Annotated in this window: 27 protein-coding genes and 2 pseudogenes; 25 read left to right on the top strand and 4 right to left on the bottom strand. The window is 37.9% G+C overall.

Translation table 11 applies throughout. The annotated features are described in order from the left end of the window. Positions 1–346: 346 nt before the first annotated feature. Positions 347–754: a helix-turn-helix domain-containing protein gene (locus ArsFIN_RS11985; protein ID WP_051297211.1), complete on the bottom strand. Its 408-nt coding sequence runs from the start codon at positions 752–754 to the stop codon at positions 347–349. Between the two features lie 106 nt (positions 755–860). Between ArsFIN_RS11985 and ArsFIN_RS11980 the strand changes: the two genes are divergently transcribed. The 13 genes from ArsFIN_RS11980 (at position 861) to ArsFIN_RS11920 (ending at position 8,169) form a co-directional block, all read left to right on the top strand. Beyond that, on the top strand, positions 861–1,097 hold the full coding sequence (locus ArsFIN_RS11980) for a transcriptional regulator (protein ID WP_026824218.1): 237 nt from the start codon (positions 861–863) through the stop codon (positions 1,095–1,097). Positions 1,098–1,203: 106 nt separating this feature from the next. Beyond that, positions 1,204–1,575 carry a hypothetical protein gene (locus tag ArsFIN_RS11975; protein WP_135677751.1) on the top strand — a complete coding sequence of 124 codons (372 nt, stop codon included), beginning with the start codon at positions 1,204–1,206 and terminating at the stop codon, positions 1,573–1,575. Beyond that, on the top strand, positions 1,568–1,825 hold the full coding sequence (locus tag ArsFIN_RS11970) for a hypothetical protein (protein ID WP_167876643.1): 258 nt from the start codon (positions 1,568–1,570) through the stop codon (positions 1,823–1,825). The genes ArsFIN_RS11975 and ArsFIN_RS11970 overlap by 8 nt, the downstream gene beginning before the upstream one ends. After that, positions 1,800–2,639, top strand: a complete 840-nt coding sequence (locus tag ArsFIN_RS11965) for a replication protein (RefSeq protein ID WP_135677749.1) — start codon at positions 1,800–1,802, stop codon at positions 2,637–2,639. Before ArsFIN_RS11970 ends, ArsFIN_RS11965 begins: the two co-directional genes overlap by 26 nt. Before the next feature lie 234 nt (positions 2,640–2,873). Beyond that, the gene (locus ArsFIN_RS11960) at positions 2,874–4,271 is read left to right on the top strand and encodes a replicative DNA helicase (protein ID WP_246067206.1); all 1,398 of its coding nucleotides are present in this window, start codon (positions 2,874–2,876) and stop codon (positions 4,269–4,271) included. Positions 4,272–4,286: 15 nt separating this feature from the next. Further along, positions 4,287–4,529, top strand: a complete 243-nt coding sequence (locus ArsFIN_RS11955; protein ID WP_135677505.1) for a DUF1187 family protein — start codon at positions 4,287–4,289, stop codon at positions 4,527–4,529. A gap of 16 nt (positions 4,530–4,545) precedes the next feature. Further along, the gene (locus tag ArsFIN_RS11950; protein ID WP_135677748.1) at positions 4,546–4,989 is read left to right on the top strand and encodes a recombination protein NinB; all 444 of its coding nucleotides are present in this window, start codon (positions 4,546–4,548) and stop codon (positions 4,987–4,989) included. After that, positions 4,990–5,463, top strand: coding sequence for a hypothetical protein (locus ArsFIN_RS11945; protein WP_135677747.1), 474 nt, complete (start codon positions 4,990–4,992; stop codon positions 5,461–5,463). Between the two features lie 115 nt (positions 5,464–5,578). Further along, the gene (locus ArsFIN_RS11940; RefSeq protein ID WP_246067205.1) at positions 5,579–5,878 is read left to right on the top strand and encodes an antiterminator Q family protein; all 300 of its coding nucleotides are present in this window, start codon (positions 5,579–5,581) and stop codon (positions 5,876–5,878) included. Between the two features lie 244 nt (positions 5,879–6,122). Next, complete coding sequence (locus ArsFIN_RS28835; protein WP_135677746.1) at positions 6,123–6,911, top strand: ORF6N domain-containing protein; 789 nt, start codon at positions 6,123–6,125, stop codon at positions 6,909–6,911. A gap of 229 nt (positions 6,912–7,140) precedes the next feature. Further along, positions 7,141–7,383, top strand: coding sequence for a phage holin family protein (locus tag ArsFIN_RS11930; RefSeq protein ID WP_135677745.1), 243 nt, complete (start codon positions 7,141–7,143; stop codon positions 7,381–7,383). Next, on the top strand, positions 7,343–7,825 hold the full coding sequence (locus ArsFIN_RS11925) for a lysozyme (protein WP_135677744.1): 483 nt from the start codon (positions 7,343–7,345) through the stop codon (positions 7,823–7,825). The genes ArsFIN_RS11930 and ArsFIN_RS11925 overlap by 41 nt, the downstream gene beginning before the upstream one ends. Beyond that, a complete protein-coding gene (locus tag ArsFIN_RS11920) occupies positions 7,795–8,169 on the top strand; it encodes a lysis system i-spanin subunit Rz (protein WP_135677743.1) in 375 nt (124 codons plus the stop codon). The genes ArsFIN_RS11925 and ArsFIN_RS11920 overlap by 31 nt, the downstream gene beginning before the upstream one ends. 45 nt (positions 8,170–8,214) lie before the next feature. Here ArsFIN_RS11920 and istB read toward each other — a convergent pair. After that, positions 8,215–8,974 (bottom strand): annotated as a pseudogene (istB, locus tag ArsFIN_RS11915) (IS21-like element helper ATPase IstB). Further along, a pseudogene (istA, locus tag ArsFIN_RS11910) lies at positions 8,961–9,997 on the bottom strand (IS21 family transposase). The pseudogenes istB and istA overlap by 14 nt, the downstream one beginning before the upstream one ends. Positions 9,998–10,072: 75 nt before the next feature. Between istA and ArsFIN_RS11905 the strand changes: the two are divergent. From ArsFIN_RS11905 to ArsFIN_RS11855, 11 genes are all read left to right on the top strand, one after another. After that, positions 10,073–10,189: a lysis system i-spanin subunit Rz gene (locus tag ArsFIN_RS11905; RefSeq protein WP_135677742.1), complete on the top strand. Its 117-nt coding sequence runs from the start codon at positions 10,073–10,075 to the stop codon at positions 10,187–10,189. A gap of 171 nt (positions 10,190–10,360) precedes the next feature. Further along, positions 10,361–10,873, top strand: a complete 513-nt coding sequence (locus ArsFIN_RS11900) for a KilA-N domain-containing protein (RefSeq protein ID WP_135677741.1) — start codon at positions 10,361–10,363, stop codon at positions 10,871–10,873. Positions 10,874–11,133: 260 nt separating this feature from the next. After that, the gene (locus tag ArsFIN_RS11895; RefSeq protein WP_051297134.1) at positions 11,134–11,685 is read left to right on the top strand and encodes a motility associated factor glycosyltransferase family protein; all 552 of its coding nucleotides are present in this window, start codon (positions 11,134–11,136) and stop codon (positions 11,683–11,685) included. Beyond that, positions 11,675–12,574 carry a glycosyltransferase family 9 protein gene (locus tag ArsFIN_RS11890; protein WP_051297135.1) on the top strand — a complete coding sequence of 300 codons (900 nt, stop codon included), beginning with the start codon at positions 11,675–11,677 and terminating at the stop codon, positions 12,572–12,574. Before ArsFIN_RS11895 ends, ArsFIN_RS11890 begins: the two co-directional genes overlap by 11 nt. A gap of 3 nt (positions 12,575–12,577) precedes the next feature. Continuing rightward, positions 12,578–13,207, top strand: a complete 630-nt coding sequence (locus ArsFIN_RS11885) for a methyltransferase domain-containing protein (RefSeq protein ID WP_026823724.1) — start codon at positions 12,578–12,580, stop codon at positions 13,205–13,207. 3 nt (positions 13,208–13,210) lie between these two features. After that, positions 13,211–13,657, top strand: a complete 447-nt coding sequence (locus ArsFIN_RS11880; protein ID WP_051297136.1) for a helix-turn-helix domain-containing protein — start codon at positions 13,211–13,213, stop codon at positions 13,655–13,657. Beyond that, positions 13,647–14,972, top strand: a complete 1,326-nt coding sequence (locus ArsFIN_RS11875; protein ID WP_026823725.1) for a terminase large subunit domain-containing protein — start codon at positions 13,647–13,649, stop codon at positions 14,970–14,972. The genes ArsFIN_RS11880 and ArsFIN_RS11875 overlap by 11 nt, the downstream gene beginning before the upstream one ends. A 12-nt stretch (positions 14,973–14,984) precedes the next feature. After that, positions 14,985–16,397 carry an anti-CBASS protein Acb1 family protein gene (locus ArsFIN_RS11870; RefSeq protein ID WP_026823726.1) on the top strand — a complete coding sequence of 471 codons (1,413 nt, stop codon included), beginning with the start codon at positions 14,985–14,987 and terminating at the stop codon, positions 16,395–16,397. Further along, the gene (locus ArsFIN_RS11865; protein ID WP_026823727.1) at positions 16,369–17,187 is read left to right on the top strand and encodes a hypothetical protein; all 819 of its coding nucleotides are present in this window, start codon (positions 16,369–16,371) and stop codon (positions 17,185–17,187) included. Before ArsFIN_RS11870 ends, ArsFIN_RS11865 begins: the two co-directional genes overlap by 29 nt. Beyond that, positions 17,168–18,655, top strand: coding sequence for a cell envelope integrity protein TolA (locus tag ArsFIN_RS11860; RefSeq protein ID WP_026823728.1), 1,488 nt, complete (start codon positions 17,168–17,170; stop codon positions 18,653–18,655). The genes ArsFIN_RS11865 and ArsFIN_RS11860 overlap by 20 nt, the downstream gene beginning before the upstream one ends. After that, on the top strand, positions 18,655–19,278 hold the full coding sequence (locus ArsFIN_RS11855; RefSeq protein ID WP_026823729.1) for a hypothetical protein: 624 nt from the start codon (positions 18,655–18,657) through the stop codon (positions 19,276–19,278). The genes ArsFIN_RS11860 and ArsFIN_RS11855 overlap by 1 nt, the downstream gene beginning before the upstream one ends. 115 nt (positions 19,279–19,393) lie before the next feature. Here ArsFIN_RS11855 and ArsFIN_RS11850 read toward each other — a convergent pair. After that, positions 19,394–20,553, bottom strand: a protein-coding gene (locus ArsFIN_RS11850) for an IS3 family transposase (protein ID WP_135677420.1) whose coding sequence is annotated in 2 segments (ribosomal slippage) — positions 19,394–20,274 and positions 20,274–20,553 — 1,161 coding nt in all. Because the reading frame shifts where the segments join, the coding sequence is not laid out codon by codon here. 100 nt (positions 20,554–20,653) lie between these two features. Here ArsFIN_RS11850 and ArsFIN_RS26375 point away from each other — a divergent pair. Continuing rightward, complete coding sequence (locus tag ArsFIN_RS26375; RefSeq protein ID WP_155846999.1) at positions 20,654–20,791, top strand: hypothetical protein; 138 nt, start codon at positions 20,654–20,656, stop codon at positions 20,789–20,791. Positions 20,792–20,798 lie beyond the last annotated feature (7 nt).

Below are 20,798 nucleotides of genomic sequence, written 5' to 3'. Positions count from 1 at the left end.
GTGCCTGAATCCGTTCTAAGATGTTAAAGAGCAATAATACTTAGTTACTGATGACGTCACTTACCTTCATGTTCATACGCCTCAGGCTGGCTACTTAGCAACGTCTGGCACAGTTTCAGATAACTCGGAGTATTATCTGACTTTTGCCTGTTGCAGTGAGTTGATGGAATTATTAAATATGAAACTTAAATTTAAGTTAATATTAAATTTAATTAAAGGTAAGTTTTAAACTTATCAGTTAGATTAACAATATGATTTTATTTAAAAAATAAATTTAGAATTGATTGATAGAGGGTTTTTGCTTTTTTATGAGGGAAAAGACGAGGATTTTATTAAAATTTTACCTTTACAAGGATTTGTTTATGTTTTTCTTTTGTAAAAGTTCTTTTAATAGTTTGTCGTAATAATATTTTTTTTCAGTCAAAGTTTTTAAAAGTTCGTTAGATTCACTTTCTGGTAATTCATTGAATAGTTTTAATAATAATTTTTCTTTTTCTGATAATTCAGGTTTCGGGAGGTCTAAGTCATCAATTGAAGCATCACCTTCACCTAAGATCCAAGCCACAGAAACATTTAAATGATCCGCTAATTTTATAGCAGATTCTTTTCCTATGCTTCCCCTTATATACCAACCATTAACAGATTGAGGAGTGACTCCGCAAATTTTTGCCATGTCTGATTTTGTAATTGATTTTACCTCAATAAGTTTATTGAGCCTTTCTGATAAAGGGTTGTTTGTGTTTTTATTTATCATTTTGTTCATATATTAATTTTAAACTTAAAGTTTAAATAATGGAATAAGTTTAAAGTTGACTTTTATTAAGTTTTTTATTTAAATAAAGACTAAAGGAGGAACAATCATGTCTGCCCTAAAGAAAGTTATTAACGTAACAGGCACTGCTACTCGTTTAGCTGCTGCATTAGGTGTTTCAAATATGACAGTTAGTCAATGGAAAAATAAGTATAAAGGTCGTGTGCCTGTCGATCGTGTTTTAGCAATTTACGAATTAACAGGAATAACTCCCCACGAGTTACGCCCTGATATTTACCCAAACCCAACAGATGGTATCCCTGCTGATAAGCAAAATACTATCTGAGTAACACCGTTCTTTAACATTTTGACTCGCTCTAGGCTTTCTTGGAGCCACCACCACCTCATAGGAATATCGAGGAAGGGAATTTTATTACTTAAGGATTATAACCATGGAATATTCAAATACTATCAAAATCACCTGCAAACCTGAGCATTTAGAATCTTACTTCTACCAGAAGATGGCATCAGAAGGCGGCAATAACGGGTTTGCTAAGTCACTCGGGATACACCCATCAACAGCGAGTCGGGATAAAACCAGAATATTTAAATTAGCCTGTCAGGTCGTCTCAGAATACGGTTTACCAAGGCATGTGGTGAGTGTGCCTGATTCACAGTCTCAAGAGGTTGTTATTACAAATATATCAGGCGAGGAAATACGAAAGCTGATTGATATGCTGGAGCATTTAAGACTGCCAAAAAAAGAAGCTTCAAGGTTAAAAAACAATGAAGCTTTTGAGAATTGTAATGAGCTTTGTGTTTGATGAAGAAAGTTTAGTATTTCAAGGAGAAGGGAAACGGCAGTTTTCCCTTTTTTCTTTCAATTTCAGCGAGGTCATTATGCCAAAAAATCGCCGATTTATCAATAAAAACCATGAAGAAAAAGCCCATCCAGATAGTCCTGATGGGCTATTGGTTGCTGCATCAAAAAATAAGCGTTTCGCACATCGATTTGTATCAGAATTCAGAAAGTTACAAGGAGTTAAAAATGGCTGCAACAGTCACCAGTCTTGATGATTACAGAGTTAAAAACGAAGTCAGGGAGAATACCGTGGCTGAGATTGAAAATGGGTATACCAGAGTAGCGAATGAGCTACTTGAAGCGATAGCCGGTGCTGATTTAACTGTCAGACAGATAAAAATCTTACTCACTATAGTCAGAAAAACTTATGGCTTCGGCAAAAAGCTTGATCGAATTACGAATACACAAATTGCAGAAATAACAGGTATACATCATACCCATGTTTGTAAAGCAAAGAATGAAATGATTTCAATGAATATCTTAATCCTGGAAAAGGGAAGAATAGGAATTAACAAAAAAATATTTGAGTGGAATTTTAATATTAGCCAAAATAGCAAAAAATTAGCCAATTCAGCTAATGATAATAAATTAGCTAAGTCAGCTAATAAAAGTTTAGCCAAGTTAGCTAATGTTAGGTTAGCTGAGTCAGCTAAACACAAAAGAAATATTTTAAAGAAAAAAGAAAATACTCCCCTAACCCCTCACGAGGGGAATGATGAGAAATTAATTTCTAACAATCGAAAAACCAAAATCCCCTATCAGGAAATCCTACAAGTTTACAACGAGACGGTAGGTGACAGATTACCCAATGCTGAATCACTGAACGACAAACGAAAACGGGCTATTGGTAAATTCTGGAAAGAACTCAAAAACCCTTCGGTTGATGCTGCCAGAAACTATTTTGAAGTATTTGTTGAAACAGCAAACCCGTGGTATTTCGGAGAAAATGACCGAGGCTGGCGAGCAAGTTTTGATTATCTGCTAAGGCCTGACACGGTAACAAAAACTAGGGAAGGGGCGTTATGAGTTATCAAGTGGTCATTCAGTCAAGGAGGACAGAGCGAATGACCGAAGTTAAAAGTTAGCATTTTTACCTCAGGTTTAAAATTCAATCTCAATTTGCTATTCAGATACCCGTTTAAAATACACCCCTTTTCATTCTAAACCGTTTTCTCGATAAAAACGTATTATTCTCACCACTAAAATTTTATCGCTGCTCAGAATGCGATACAGCGCGTTTTAGATTTAAGGAATGACCCGATGAGATATAGTATTAATCAAGTACCTAATAACATCGCTGCTGAGCAAAGTGTTATTGGTGGTTTGTTGATAGACCCAATGAGCGATAATGCTTCAAAGGTGTTTTCACTGCTAAGCCCTGATGATTTTTATGCCACGCACCACCGATTGATTTATGCAGAAATGCGCGCGATGAGCCGGAGACGTCAGGCAATCGATATCATCACGGTGGATGAAGCGTTGTCTAAATCAGGGATGGCTAAAAAGGCCGGTGGATTTGCCTATCTTGCTGAGATAGCCAAAAATATCCCGAGTGCCGCAAATATCGTCAGTTACGCAAAAAGTATCAAAGAGTGTGCAGTAGAACGCTATACGGTTGAAAAAACCATTGAGATTCAACAACTGTTTATTCAGCCTAATACGCTAGAATTTAGTGATAAAATTGATATGGCGCAACGTCTGATTGATGAAGCAGCAAAGTTTGGCAAAGTGGGTTACAAAACAGGGCTTAGCCGGATTGATGATGTATTGGACAATACGTTTACAGAGATTTGTAACCGTCAGGATAATCCTGAAAAGGATTGTGGACTCAAAACAGGATTTAGGGACTTTGACGACTTGCTTAAACCCAAACAAATCGTTAATGGTTCGCTGTTTGTTATTGGGGCACGCCCCAAGGTGGGTAAAACGACTGTACTTACTGAAATGGCGAGAAATGTGTCAAATCAAGGGAAAGTGGTGCTGTTGTTTAGCATGGAAATGACGGATAGCCAATTAGCCGAGCGCATGTTAAGTCAACAATCCAATCTTAATTCAAATCGGTTTTATGAGAAACTGGCAGAGCACGAATGGGATGAGCTGAGTAATGCAATGGGTAGACTCAAACAGTGCCCAAATATCTGGATTGATGATACGCCAGCTATGACTTTGCATCACATACAATCAGAATGTCGTAAAATAAAACGTAAAATAGGCGATATTGGGTTTATTGGCGTTGATTATTTAACACTGATGCAGACTGAAAAAGCTGACAGAAACGATTTAGCCTACGGAAATATCACTAAAGGGTTAAAAGTTTTAGCAAAAGAACTTAATACTGTTGTCGTGTTATTAACACAATTAAACCGAAGTTTAGAACAGCGCACCAACAAAAGACCCATGCCCAGTGACAGCCGCGATACGGGGCAAATTGAGCAGGATTGCGATTATTGGTTAGGGATTCATCGAGAATCGGTTTATGACACGGAAGCAGATAAAACGCTAACAGAACTCATACTACGGTTAAATCGACATGGTAAAACAGGCACGGTTTACGTTGACCAGAAAGGACTAAGTATTTTCCCTATTGACCAGCATGTAGCCGCAGCAAAAAGCCAACCACAAAAAGAACCTAAGCGTTATTCAGATAAGAAATTCTAATCAGGACACCCTCCAATGAAATACCAAATTGAAGCAACCCTTGTTAAGGATGGCGGCGAACCTGTGCATTGGCAGCGCTTTAGCGACAAAGCACTATCAGAAAAAGATTGCCTGAAAATGTTATCCCAGCCGTCCATGTTCAAAATGCAATTTAGAGAGCTGGATTACTACTGGACTGTTGGCAGTGGCAAGGCTGGAAAATGTGACAAATTGCCAAAAGTGTTAATAAAGAATTTCAGTTGTATAAAAATAAAATAATAGGCAGGAGGCGCATTTGGAAGACAAATTACTCTTCCACGAATCAACGAAACAATCCGTCTGGCAAACCTTAAAAGCTGTTCTCGCAACAAACCAACCGCATCAACTTATTATCAAGCCTTTCAAGCAGACTCGAAGCCTATCGCAAAATTCACTTTTTCATTTGTGGACATCTGAGATAAGCAAATATCTGTGTGCTAACAACGCTAATTATACCGCTGAGCAGGTGAAGGAAATGTTGAAACATACATTCTTAGGTTATGAAGTTGTAGAGCGTATCGATGTGACCACACAGCAGCCAGAGCGCGTCAGAACGCTCAGGAGGACATCAAAACTTGATACGGGTGAGATGCATGTTTTTATGCAAAAAGTGGAATGCTGGGCGATTGGCATCGATTGTTTCGTGGCAATACCGGAAAGCTCGGAGTATATGAAATTAAAACAGGAACAGGAAACTTAAATGGCACTTAAAAGGGATAAATACGATGCCGTGTTCTCTGAATTAGTCCGCGAAAGAACCAACTGGATATGTGATTATTGCGGACGATATTTTCAGCATGAACGCGCTAAACTGCACTGCTCACACTTCAAATCAAGGCGACACAAAGCCACCCGTTATCACCCCTTAAATAGTTTTTCGCACTGCCTAGGCTGTCATCGTAAGTTAGGCGAAGACCCCTATGAATTTACCGCGCATGCAGAAATAACGTATGGCGAGATGACTATTGCTGAAATAGCGAGGCTGGCAAATACCCCTTTAAGGCTCAAGGTGGGTGAAATGGATGAAATCTACCGTCAAATGAAAAGTGAGCTTAAGCGAATGAAAACGATGCGACTTGATGGATTTATAGGGCGCATTGAGTTTTTTTTACCGGATTGGTATCAGGCAGGTATCACCTTTCGAATGGGCGAAGAAAAAGCCCACACATTTTAAACCACCATAACTATTCAACGCAGGGCATTGAAAGCATGCCCCTATTTCTATTTTTGCCGGAGGGGAGATGAGTAGGCACGTAAAAGATTTACTGGAAGCATGGGGAAACTGGAGCATGAGCCGCATTGGAACCGAATACAAAGGTATGTCTTCCATTGCTCCTGTTAAATTCGACGATGACAGACCTTGGCTAAGCGATGAAGAAGGCGAAATTGTCGATAAGGCCGTGGCAGGATTAAAAAGATATGACATCGATGGCTACAATATCATTTGCTTACATTATCAGCACCATATTTCATGCCGAATGATAGCTAAAAACTGGAAGAAAAGACCGGATTATATCACTGCTTACATGGGTAGGGCTGAATCCTACATAGCGGGCACTGTTCACACACTCCTTAAAGCAACAAATTGACAACACCGTATCGACTATCGTATGCTGACCGCACTAGAATTTATACGCGGATTCCGCACCCGATAGCCATGCGGCTTTTTTATGCCTGTAATACGGCATGATTGCATCCAAATAATGATCGGGTGGAGAGGCGTAATACAAAACCCAAAAGGGGAATATGCCCGGAGTGTCGTATAAGCTCTAGTTGACGCCCGATCACCATCTACTAATTGGTGATTGGTACTAAAATTATACGGAGGTCATTATGACTGCTCAAATAACTGTTAGTAACCTTTCTATTATCACCCATAAGAATATACCCGTAATTACAACTGAACTATTGGCGCAAATTTACGGTACTCAGCCCGTACGAATAAGACAAAATCACAATGAAAATAAAGATCGATTCATTGAAGGAAAACATTATTTTAAAATTTCGGGTGATGAGCTTAAAAATTTGCGAGTAGCTTTTAACTACTTACAAATTTCACCAAAAACCAGAGTGTTAATCTTATGGACGGAACGCGGATCGGCCAGACACGCTAAAATGCTTGAAACTGATCAAGCATGGGAAGTCTTTGAACAGTTAGAAGATTACTATTTCCATTCAGAAAAAACATTTAATCCGCCTAAACACTATCCAGAAGCAAGAGAATTGTTAACCGCAGATGACACCTCACATCTTTCTCGTTTAATTTGGACGATGGCCAACGGCTTCCGATTTGAGCGTTCATGGACACAAGGCATCTGGTATGCTTTACGTCATGTAACAGGCGTAGAGTCACCACAAAATTTTGAAGTTAATCAGATACCGATAATCGCAAAAGAATGCGAAAAGATTTATAACTTCACCAATGGCGTTAAAGAAGCGATCTATGAAGCGGAGAAACAGGCAGTAAGGCGAGTACTACGCAAACGTGAGGACGCAGACAAGGTGTTAGCTGAGATGAAACAATTACTTGAAGAGAGTAATCAGGAGCATACTTTTGTTTTGACCGATACATTAGCACGCTGGCAACAAGCAGAGATACAGCAATTTTTACAGCGGCGTTAAATACTGATCAAATCCTCAGTAAAATACTTGACTGTCCGCACATCCGTACAGTATTATATGCTATAGTAGCGCAAAGCTATTGAGTTAGCGCTTAAACATATATTAGAACCTCGCTTTTTGCGGGGTTTTTTGTTTTACGCCACCGCAATACTCACACAAACAATAATCAAAACGAGTAAGGCGGCTCCCTGTTTAATCCAAAGCAATGGAACCCTCAGTGGGAGGGTATATGCGCATGTCAGAAAAATACTCAACACCTGCGGCCTATCTGTGGGGCATCATGACCTCCATCGGTGGCGTTATAACAACGTTTTTTGATTTTTTAACCCTTGACCAGTGGGTAGCGGTGATGGGTATCGGCTGCACGATAGGGACATTTTTAATCAACGTGTACTACCGCAAAAAGGAGTACAAACTCAAAGAGCGTCAGTATGAAGATACCGAAAAAAATATTGATGGCAACAGGCGGTAGCGCATTGTTTCTGGCATCAAGCATGATAACGCATTTTGAGGGATTGAGGCTTAAGCCCTATTTTGACGGTGGCGGTGTGCTTTCTGTCTGTTATGGGCACACAGGTAACGATATTGAGCGTAACCGGACGTACACGCAAAAAGACTGCGATAAATGGCTTGATGACGATTTAAAAGCGGTAAAACGTTACGTTGACCCGCTGGTTAAGGTCAATATCAATACGCTAACACAGGCAGCTCTTTACTCATTTGCCTACAACGTGGGTGTGGGGAATTTCGCCAAATCAACGTTACTCAAAAAGCTCAACGCCAATGATCGAAAGGGCGCTTGTGATGAGATGAAGCGATGGGTTTATGTCGATGGCCGAAAGTGGAAGGGATTAATGAACCGCAGGGAAATTGAGAGCGTAATATGTTTTGGCGACCTGTCACACCCATCTTGATAATCATTGTTGGATTGATGATTTATCTCAGCGTTGTCTTATCAAACTACAAAAATCTGAAAACACAATACCACACGCTAAAACAGGAATATCACGCACAAATTGAAGCGGTGAAATTACAGCAGCAAAAAATCGATGCTTTGCACCAACTCGACATTCAACAGACTGAGAAACTCAATAATGCCAAAGCTGAAATTGCTAAGCTGCATGATGCTGTTCGTGCTGGCACTAAACGGTTGCGCGTCAATGCCGTGTGTCGTGCATCCAAAACCACTACCCCCAAGAGCCGATATGATGAAGCCACCCCACAACTTGGTGAGGTGTCAACGATCACCGAAAACTGATCCACTTTTTATCTAAATCCGATCAATCAAAATTGATCCACTGTTTTACTCAGTTATTGCTCCTGAGCGCCGCTTATCTTTCAATCGGTAGCTTTCACCGCTTAATTGCAGTACATGCGAATGATGAAGTAAACGATCAAGCATAGCGGCAGTTAATGTTGCGTCATCAGCAAAAGCACTTGGCCATTGCCCAAATGATAGGTTACTCGTCAATATGACACTGCCATGCTCATAACGCTTGGCAATCACATTGAAAAACAGGTTTGCTTCTTCTCGCCCAAACGGCAGGTATCCAATCTCATCGATAATCAACAACTTCGGGGCCATCACCGAACGTGATAGATATTGTTTGAGCTTATTTTGTCGTTTGGCAGTTGAGAGTTGCAACATCAGTTCAGCTGCCGTGGTAAAGCGGGTTTTCTTCTTGGCCTGTACTGCTTTTAATCCTAACCCAATAGCTAAATGCGTTTTGCCTACACCGCTTGGGCCAAGCAACACGACATTTTCATTACGTTCAATAAACGTTAATGCGCTTAATTCCTGTATGTGTTGTTTGGGGATCCCCGTTGCAAACTTAAAATCGAACGTATTAAGTTCTTTATGTGCTGGGAATCCTGCCATCCGACTCAAAAGATTACGAGTTCGTTCATCTCGTTGTTGTTGCTCACATTTTAACAGGGACAGTAAAACTCTCCGTAGCTTTTGTCTTGGGCAATGCATTTTCGGCAAGTGATGACCAATGAGTCGGAATAGAATTTAATTTCAATGACTCACACAGGTGTTCAATTTGTTCATGCAATAACATGTTCACCTCCCAGTAATGCTTCGTATACGCTGATTGAGTGTTGCAAACTGACAGATTCAAGGGCGGTACGATAGGGATATTAAGCGTATTAGTCTGTGGGATAGATTGGCAAACCCTTGCTGGTAAGGGTAGAAGAGACTTAACTTCCTTAGCTAATCTATCTGCTGGCTTCTCTAACGTTGTTCCATGAATTCGCTGATGGGCAACGCGTTGTAACCATGGACCCACTTTTGCATTAGCTATTTCAATATCCAGTTCAAGATTATGAGCACGAAGGTCGGTGTTTAATGGCACGATAAAGCTGTTTTTAAATAGTGGTTAAAGCGCTCTACTTTCCTTTCGTTTTGCCCTGTAGGGCTTGCAAGCCTTCAATTTAAACCCGTAATCTTTCGACATTTGAAGCATTTCGACATGTAATTTATGCTCACCTTCTGCATAAGCATCCCGTTCGATGATGAGGGATTTTGCGTTATCACACAATACTTCCTGTGGTACACCACCAAAGTAGTCGAAAGCTTCTCTTAAACCTTGCTGCCACGATTCTGCTCGTTCATTATCAAAGAACTTTACATAACTCGCACGCGAATAGCCTAGCGTTGCAACAAACGCTTTCAGCGATTTTTTACCTCGCCGGATGCTGGTGAAGTCGATTTGCATTTGTTGACCTGGCTGTGTTTCAAAACGGACGACTACTTCGGGAACAATGCTTGGTTTAAATTGACAAACAAATCGGCGTAATTGAGCAATACCACCTTGATAGCCGTTTTCAACTACCTCATCAAATAAGACTGTTGCAGGGATCCAATCAGGTTTAGCCAGTTCAATTCGCTGAAGCAAATAAGGTTTAAAGGGGGATAATTTAGTCGGTTGTTGACTTCTTTTAGCATAAGTTGGCATTGTCTGTTGTTGTAAATGATGTTTTACGGTGTTACGGGATATACCCAACTCACTGGCAATTTTTCGAAGGCTTTGTCCTTGTGCAAAGCGAACATGAATATCCACAAATATCTCCTTGGTTAACATAAATTATCCGTACAAAAATGTGCGAATAATACCAAGTGGATCAGTTTTAGATGATCGTTAGTGGATCAGTTTTGCATGATCGGTGACAGTGAGGCAGCTCGACAAGATTATTTCCGTCTCAGAGCGATGATAGTTGAGAACGAAAAGCAAACGGAATACTTACAGCAGTACATTAAATCACAGTGTCAATGAATCGTTAATTGGCACGTTCAAATCTTAACAATTACCGCGCCCTCACCGCGCATTTAAATAAACCCGAGACAATTCACAAAATAGACCTCAGAGAACGTCAGTCAATCATGATGCGTTCGGTGTCTGTTCGTTCTGTGTGAGCTGAGGTCTCTTTTTTGAAAGGTTAGCATCATGAAATATCCAAAAGTAAATATTTATGGCATTCCTGTTAGAGTTGATGAAGAAGGACGTTTTAGTCTCAATGATTTGCATGCGGCAGCAGTAATAAAAGGTGAAGCTACAGAGTCTCAAAAGCCAAGCAAATTTATGAGAAGTTCTCAGATTAAAAATTTTGTTCAAGTATTAAGCGCGGGACAAAATTGTCCTGCGGTGGTTGTAAATAATGGTGGATGTTCCCATGGTGTATGGGGGCTAGAACTTGTTGCTATTAGGTATGCCGCATGGATAAAACCGGAATTTGAAATACAAGTTTATAATACATTTCGTCACATGGTGATGAATGGATTTGATGCGATGTATAGACTTAATCAACTTGATTTAACAATTAATTCAGAAAGCAAAGAGATTAGTCAATGCGCGAGTAAAATGGGAAGGTGGGGAGCTGGAGGAAGAAAAAGGTTATTAATGACAGCAAGAGAAAAAATGATTGAAGAAGTTCAACCATTTTTACCTGGCGTTCATTGAGGATTTGAGATCCGAGCTGGATTTAATAATTATTTATGAGCCTCCAATTTCAGAGGCTCCTATAAACTTTTGGCATTAACTACTGCTTATCAAAACAATCAAAAACTTACATCAAAAGTAAGTTTAAATTAAATAACCAGCATTTTATTCCGTATGGTATCAAAAAATACCGGTGATTTATTAAAGTTAGCAGAATAATGTTCTGAAATATTTGAATTTGATAATTGTCAAAAAATAGATAGATAGTTGGATTCCTTAAAATGCACAAAGAAACAGCAATATGTATTGCTAGCGGCCCATCTTTACTATCACAAGATGTAGAGTTGATTAAAAATTACACAAAAATTGCTGTTAATTTAAGTTACAAATTGGCTAAAGACTGTGATTATTTAGTCGCTGGAGACTATAAATTCTGGCTGCATCATTTTGATGAGATAAAGAAAGAAACAAGCGCTCAGCTATTTACACGTAGTAAATTAGCAGCTGCAAAATATAATTTAAACTTGCTTGATAACTGCAATAGAACAGTATGCAACAGCGGACAGCTGGCAATTGAATTAGCAATGACATTAAAGCCAAAAAAGATAGTATTGATAGGCTACGATTGTAGTATAAAAAATGGAATGCATTTTCACGGTAAGCACATAAAAGAGTTAGATAATCCAACTGAAAATTTGACAAAAAAATGGCAACAGGATTTCAAAGAATTAGCAGATAAAATTGATATCAAAATAGTCAACTGCTCACGATATACAGAATTAGATTGTTTCCCGCGCAACACACTACAAAGCGAACTTCAAAGTGACTACTAAAAAAATTTTTATTGATGGCATGTTGGGTATTGGCGACAACATATGTCAGCGTCCTTTTGTTAAAACGTTGGCCAAAGATCATGAAATCTGGATCAAGACAGCAACACCCGAAATCTACAACGGCATAAAAAACTTACATTTCGTAAAGACAAATACAACTTTAAGAACACAAGCAATACATGAAAGTATTACGCCTACATTTTTCGAAGAAGCACCAAAAGATGCTGAAAGACGAAGAATACACTATGGGGTGAAAGATTTACAAACCGGTTCAGTTTATTCAACGATGCAAAAACAGTTTAAATGTGAACCGGAAAAGCTAGATTTACCTCGTTATCGTGCGTTAAGTTTAAATATCGTTGATAAGAAACCCATTGCACTCATAAGACCCACGACTGAGCGCACAGAGTGGCATAACGCAAGCCGTGGGCCAAAGAATGAGTATATCGATGAAGTAGCAAGATTATTATCGATGGCGGGATATTACGTTATCAGCGTGGCTCATAATGAACAAGACAAAGAATGGATCACACATCCGACGCCTTTTTCTCATACTAAATTTCATCGTGGTGAGCTTAATTTATTGCAGTTGCTTTCACTTGTTGAAATGGCTGAAATCGTAGTCATTGGCCCATGCTTAATATTTCACGCCGCACTAGCTTATAAGAAGAAGATGATCTGTTTGTTCGGCGGAAATGGTGGAAATAATCATCATGAGAAAATAACAGACGATAAAGTTACCGATTTGTCTAATTCATTGATGATATATCCAGACAATTTTTGTTTTTGTCAACAGATGAAACATCACTGCGATAAAACTATTTCTAATTTAATCCCAAAAGTTAAGCCTTTTATCGATAAAGCGCGATTATCATTCACAAAAAGATAAAACATGAAAATATTCCAAGAAGAATACAAAAACGGCTTTATTTTTCTGCCGAGAATAGGTGTTGGATATTATCCAGTGCCGAATAATCGACCTTATGATGATAAATACTTTGATAAATATCAAAAAATGTCGGAAACGAAGTTGGGCAAGGAGTTAACAAAGTCTCGGATTGAACTTATTTCTCGTCATTACGAAGGACTAGTTTTAGATGTTGGTATTGGTTCAGGTCAATTCGTCACTGAAAGAGAAAATACAGTCGGATTCGATGTTAATAAAAAGGCTCTGATTTGGCTGAAAGAAAAAGACTTATATAGAAATCTATACACTCACAAATATAATGCACTTAGCTTCTGGGATTCACTCGAGCATATAGACGAGCCGCAAATTGCAATTCAACAAGCCAGAAAATGGGTTTTCGTTTCAATTCCAATTTTTGGTTGTGGTGAGCATGTCATCAGATCACATCACTTTAGACCGACAGAGCATATCTGGTATTTCACGCATCAAGGAATCATTAATTTCTTTGACTCGGAAGGATTTGAATTAAAAGAACATAATACGATTGAAACAAATCTTGGTAGAGACGGGATAGGTAGTTATGCGTTTAAACGTAAGCCAATAAACAATGGATAAGATATGGCAGGAAAAACATTATACAAAGAAGAATATGCAGAACAAGCTAGAAAACTATGCTTGTTGGGAGCTACAGATGAAGAGCTGGCAAAGTTTTTTAATATAGCAGAATCAACATTATACAACTGGAAAAATGAATTCCCTGAGTTCAAAGAGTCGATTAAAAGCGGAAAAGATGTTGCAGACGCTGAGGTAGCAAACTCTCTTTATAATCGAGCCATGGGCATTAATTATACAGAGAGGAAAGTAAAAAATGAGGGCGATAAAGAAATAAAAGAAATAACAGAAAAATTTATCCCCCCAGATCCAACAGCAATTATTTTTTGGCTTAAAAACAGGCAAAGAGATAAATGGGGAGATAAAAAAGAAAATAATAACGACGATAAAAAAATATACATTCACAACTCACTTCATATTCCGAATTCGATAGAAAACAAAGATGACGATTAATATTCACTTACCTAAGTTACATAGCGGTCAAAAAGAGTTATATCAAAAATCAATCAATCATCGATTTAACGCTTGGAAATGTGGCCGGAGATTCGGGAAAACAGCATTAATACAAATACTTACGGCATCAGTTACAACGCAATTCTTTTATCGACATGGAATGAAAATACCCAATGCTGGGTTGGTAGGGATATTTACACCAGAAGTAAAACAACAAATTGAGATTTTCGATACTGTTGAAGAATATTTATATCCGCTGATAACAAGAAAAGCACGCAATCAGGGCTTAATACGCTTAGAAAATGGCGCAAAAATAGACTTTTGGGCGCTTAATGATAATAAGTTGGCCGGTCGGGGTCGTGAATATAATAGAATCTTAATCGACGAAGCTGCTTTTACAAAAAACAAAGAAATGTTGGAAGAGGTTTGGCCAAAAGCGATTAAACCAACATTACTAACCACCAAAGGGGGTGCAGATGTTTTTTCAACCCCTAACGGTATAGATGACGAAAACTTCTTTTATGCTATCTGTAATGATCCGTCACTGGGCTTCAATGTATTACATGCACCAACCGCTAAAAATCCATTTATTCCTCAGTCTGAACTGGATAAAGAGAAAGAAGATAACGATCCACGTGTATATCAACAAGAATTTGAAGCTGAATTTATTGATTGGTCAGATGCTGCATTATTGGATGTCAATAAAATGCTGGTTGAAGGTGAGCCAGTTGAGCCACCGACAACTTGTGATCTTGTTTTTGCTGTTATGGATACAGCACTAAAAGGTGGAACAGAAAATGACGGTACAGGGGTAGTTTTCTTTGCATATGAAGAGACTTATGAAGAGCCGAAACTCACTGTTATTGACTGGGATGTTACACAGATAAGAGCATCATTACTGCCTGAATTTGTTCCTTCTGTTTTAGATAATCTAGAGCTGCTAGCAAGAAAATGTAAGCCAAGACGCGGTAGTGGTGGTATTCATATCGAAGATGCAGCCATGGGCGCCATTTTAGCTCAGAAAGCGGAAACAGAAGGTTGGCATATGACTCCGATATCTTCTGTATTGACGTCAAAAGGAAAGGATGAACGCGGCGTGATGGCTTCTAAGTATCACTACTTGGAAAAATGCAAAATAACAAAAGAAGCTTATGAAAAAGTAACATCCTTCAAACAAAAAACAGCAAATCATTTAATCAAACAAATTGCAGGATTTCATCTAGCAGATAAAAAAGCACATAAAAGAGCTGACGACCTGTTTGATTGTTATGTATATGGATTATTGCTGGCATTTGGTAACTATGAAGTAATTTAATCGGGAACAAAAATGGCGGAAATAGAAACATTAAATTCATCTAATTCACAGCTACTAAGCTTATTAGAGTCTACTGATATTAAGCCAGGATCCCGTGCGGGCTATCAACTTTGTAAATTACTTTGGGCTTATCATCCTTTGGGTGGAAAGCTAGTTGAAAAACCAATAACTATGGCACTTTGCAAACCCAGATCATGGAGTGTAAAAACTGATCCGGAAGAAAGAGTAATAAATAGATTCAAAGAAGTTTGGGAAAAGCTAAATATCACGCAAAAAATCAAAGATGGATTTTTTACAGCCAGATGTTACGGCGCATCAGCTATCGGAGTTGGAACATTAGATAAAAAAAGCGATGAATATTTAGATAGAGAAGATTTAAGAGAAGATAATATATTTATTAACATATTTGATCCTCTTAACGTAGCAGGTTCAATGGTGACAAGCCAGGATCCGAATAGTCCTGATTTTCAACAGGCTGATTTGTATTTAAATATTGCTAATCAATATTGGCATCCTTCCAGAACTATTAAGATATTCAATGGTTCTCCTATTTATCTTGAATATCAAAGTTCATCTTATGGATACACAGGAAGAAGTGTTTTTTTAAGATCGCTCTATCCGCTTCGTTCTTATTTAAAAACAATGGAAGCTAATGAAACTATTGCAGAAAAAATAGCATTGATAATTGCTAAAATATCACAAAATAGCTCCGTCATTAGCAGTGTAATGCAAAAAGTTGGTGCAATTAAAAGATCTTTCGTTAAGTCTGGAAAAAATGGAAACATATTACAAATTGGACCAAATGATTCTATTGAATCTTTAAATTTAACCAATGTTGAAGGTCCACTTAGCAAGAGTCGTGATCAAATTATTTCTGATATTGCATCAGGTAGCGACATACCTTCAATATTGATAAAAGAAGAAGCTTTTGCTGAAGGATTTGGAGAGGGAACAGAGGATTCAAAAGCCATCAGTCAATACATTGATGGTGTTAGAGAAGCTATTGATCCTGTGATGAATTATTTTGAGGAATTAATTCAATACGTAGCCTGGAATGAAGATTTTTATAATTCATTGAAGGAAGAGTTTCCGGAAATAATTACAGAAGATTACAAGACCACATTTTATAAATGGAGAGATGAATTTACCGCATCTTGGCAAGAGTTAGTTGAAGAATCACCGAATAAACGTAGAGAAAGTGATGGCGTTGTAATACAAAATGCGGTACGACTTTATGCTATTTTATCTCCTAATTTAGATCCAGAAAATAAAGCCATTGCCGCCGAATGGTTAGTTAGCATTGCCAATGAAACTGAAACTTATAAAAAATACCCATTCATTTTAGATTTAGACATTTTAAAAGAATTTCAGCCTACTCAGGAGGAAATCGATCAAAGTGGAAAAGTTATCAAACCACACTGGTAAAACATTTTATCAAGTTGTTACAGAAGCAATTAATTATTATTTAAAATACGGATGGAAATCGAAAAATAAATTAATTGAATGGAATAAGAAATTAAAAATTGCTGCAACTAAAAGATTTCCAAAAGAAGATGATGTAATAAATAATTTAAAAAAAATATATAAAAGATTGGTTATTGATGGTGGTGCATTAAAAAACAAACCGTTTGAAGGGCCTACAAAAATAACACTCGATAAAATAAAACCTAAATTAAGAAAAGAATTAGATAAAAGAATATTTGCCAGCATTAATTTGATTAAATTAAATAGAGAACAGGCGATAGAAAAAACATTACAACGATTTAATGGGTGGGTGACATCTATTCCACCGAATGGTTATTTCGATGAAGAAACTCGCAAGAACAAACATAAAATAGTTAAATCTGTTCAAGAAATAGATTATGTGAATAGAAGACTAGCGATTGACCAGGGTCATAAGCTAACAGCTAATGTTAAATATCTTTTAGCTACAGAGGGTAAAGCTATTGCTTTGACATGGCACTCACCCTGGCGAAGACCTGGTTATGATTATCGAGAAGATCATAAAGAACGTGATGAAAAAATATATTTAATTCGTGGTTCATGGGCTGACGAAAAAGGATATTTAAATCCAATTAATGGTTATTATGATGAAATAACATCTGTTGGCGAAGAAGTTAATTGTAGCTGTCAGGCTATTTATATTTATGCGCCACAAAAATTGCCAGACGAATTTTTAACGGAGAAAGGTAAAATTGCATTTAAACGAATTTGAAATTGCCAATAAAATAAAAGATGGCGATTTACCTTCGCCATTTAAATATTCAAATATGTGGCTCGTAAATATAAGAATAACCGGAACAGGAATGGCTTATCGTTCTGGTTTAAATGAACACGTTTGGCGTGATCCTGCTATTTATTTAAATGAAAATTTTTTAAAAAGAATAAATGGATTGCCGGTTATTCGAGATCACCCAGATAAATCATTATTAAATGACGATGAATTTAAAAATAGAATTCTTGGCACGGTCATGTTGCCTTACATCAAAGACGAGGAAGTATGGGCAGTTGTCAGAATTTATAGCAACGAAATCATAAAAGAAATACTAGATGGAACAGTATCTACTAGCCCCGCTGTTTCATTCAATGATAGTTCAGGAAATATTCTAATTGATGACAAAGAAAGTCATTTATTAATCGAAGGTAAGCCAGCTTTAGTTGATCACATAGCCCTAGTCACTAAAGAGCATGGCTCAATCGGCGTCTGGGATAAAAACCAAATACCGGAAGGGGTCGAAATTTCTAACAAAAAAGGTACGGAAATGGAAAAAGAAGAGTTAAAAGCCATGCTTGAGGCCTTTGCAGGATCACTTGGCACTAAAGTTGATGCGTTTAATGAACAAGTAACATCAAGATTCGATGCAGTTGAACAGAAAATGAGTAATTTTGAAATTAGACTGGATGCAGCAAAAAAAGATGAGCACATCGAAGAAGATAAAACTAAACACAAAGAGATAATGAAAGAGATAAAAGAAGTCAAAGGACGATCAGATGCCGATGAAAATGAATCTCTTAAAAAAGAAATTGCGGAACTAAAAAGCCGATTAGATAAAAAAGACAATCGTAAAGACGAAAACGATGCTGAAAAAAAAGAACGTAAAGACAGCACTGAAGAAGAAAAAAGTAAGCGTGAGGATAGAAAAGACGAAAGTAAAGAGCATGAAATGGAACGAGATAAAGAGAAGGAAAACGATAAACGCAAAGATCGCAAAGACGAAGCTGGAAATGATAATCGCTTTAGCTGGACAGCGGAAGATAAAGATGAAGATGAAAGGAAAGACAGCGCAATGATCGATGCTCGCGTGAAAGCTGACTCTGCATTCTCAGCGTGCGGTAAAACTGCGCCACGTCCATTTGATGGAGAATCATCAATAGCTTATCGAAAACGTGCTTTAGCAGCAATGCAAAAATACTCACCAGAATATAAAGACGTAAAAATTAAAGATATTGCCGATTCTGCAACACTAGCAATGGCTGAAAAGACAATTTATGCAGATGCCGCTCAAGCAATTCAATTAAAACGTCAAAATACTCCTGGTCATTTATTTGAAGTGATTAAAACAGATGCAGCTAATCGACAAATAAGAACTTTTGAGGGCGATCCGGACACTTGGATGTCAGCGTTCAAACAGCAACCTCGCAAAGTTGTTAAGTTTAATACAAGTGGAAGGATGACAGCATAATGGCAACAATATCGTTTGATCCATGGAAAACCCAAGGTGGATTTTCTAATAGTTTTAACGTTGAATCTGATGGTTTGACTCAAGGTGATGCACAAGACGATTATGCAGTTAAATCACAATTATGCACAGGCCATATTGATAAAAAATTCACAGGAGCTATGTGGGGTGGTTATGGAATTTTAGAGCAAATTCCAGGCATTACTACAACGTCTACAGGTAGCATTATAAGCGCTGCTACAGCTACACAAATCAACGGATTTACTGTATTTAATCAAGCATATCACGGTTTGATCACTGCTAGCAGTCCAGTGCCTCAATTCACCTCACCAGGAACAGTTCATTATTATCGTCTTGGTTCTAATGCTAGAATTCCTTTACCGATCACGGCCGCAGTTGCTGCGTTAGCTAATGAAGATAGCCCAACTCCTGTGGATGCTTCAGATTTTGTATGGGATACAACTAAATTCATCATTGATGTAGGTTCCAGTGAAAGTAAAGGCCCTAAAGTCCCCATCAAATTATTAAAAGTAGTTGCAGCGAATAATAATTTAACTGTTAAGAAAAATACAGATGGCACGCTAGTTTGGGATACCACAATGCCTATCGGTTTGTTTATGATTTAAGGAGCGATAAATGAGTACTTTTGCACCGGCGGTTACACTCGTATCGCCTTCTTTTATGAATCCAGATATTTTGATGCAGTATTCCATGTAATGGTCAACAAATTCTGTAGAAGATCTAAGCGGCATTTTTTAGTTCATGATATTTTTGATGTGGCGTTAAATAACCAATCGTTGAATGGCGTCGATAATAATTGTAAAACTGAATATAATTTTCAACTTCACAGACAACAGATTGATGATTCATAAACGATAAACGGTTAAGTCTTTCTGTCTTTAAACTCCTAAAAAATCTTTCCATCACGGCATTATCGAGGCAATTACCTCGCCGACTCATGCTTTGAGTTATTTTCCGTTCAAAGAGGTGCGCCCTAAACTCCTCCGATGAATATTGGCAACCTTGATCTGAATGGAACATCAAACTTGTCGTATCCGGTAATTGCCGTTCAATTGCGTTATCTAAGGCTTCTTTCACTAATTTCGAATCCGGTTTTGTTGATAAGGCATAACCAATAATTTCTTTGGTGGCTAAATCCAACACACAGGCTAAATAGCTCCACCCATAGTGATGTCTAATATACGTGATATCCCCGACATAATAGTGATTATGCTGTTCAGGGGAAAATTGTCGTTTAAGCAAATTAGGGGCATATCGATGTTCGTTACCCGATGAGTGATAGTAGTGCTTTTTCGTTGGTCTAATTGCAACTAATTGATTTAATTTCATGATGTTCGATATTTTATAAGTGCCAATTTGGTGCCCTAAACCCTTTAACTCGGCTTGAATACGTCTTTTGCCATAAATTTGACCCGATGTATAAAAAATACGTTTGATTTCGCCACACAGTCTTTCATTTTCAACTGTCGGTATTTTCGTTTCATAATAAAAACTACTGCTGCTTACTTCAAAAAGATGGCATAACTCAGTGACCGTAAAATTGGGGTACATGATTTTCAGTTGCTTCACGATTTTGAGTTTTAATTGTCGAGGATGAAGTAAGCCGCGGCTTTTTTTAATATGTCATTATCCCTCTGAGCACGCTTAAGTTGAACTTCTAATTCTTGTATGCGCTGTTGCTCGGGTGTTAACGCTTTTGATTTTACAGGCGTATTCCCATTTAACTCGGCAAGATATTGTTGCTTCCATCGTGATACGGCAGATTTACCCGCACCGGATATTTTTTCAACTTGGATATTGCTATATCCACCTTCAACCATGAGTTTTGCATATTCCAGTTTTTGCTTTCCGCTAAAGGTTACTTTTACTTTTCGGGTCATATTTATACCTATAAGATTTTGCTTAATTATAAGCTATAAATCTCTACAGTTTTATTAGACCACTACAACCCCAAATCAACAAGCAGTTAATGTTCAGTTTATGGATGTTGCAGCTCCAACAGAAGTGCCAACGCCAACGCCAGATGGTGGTTTGACAACTTTATATACATGTCGAGCAACGCCTGGGTGGAACTTCCGTCCAGAAGGTATAACTTTATTATCTGCAAAATATAGTTAAATAAAGA

It is taken from the genome of Arsenophonus nasoniae, assembly GCF_004768525.1.
GTDB classification, from domain to species: Bacteria; Pseudomonadota; Gammaproteobacteria; order Enterobacterales; family Enterobacteriaceae; genus Arsenophonus; species Arsenophonus nasoniae.
This window is presented reverse-complemented; position numbering and strand designations above follow the sequence as displayed.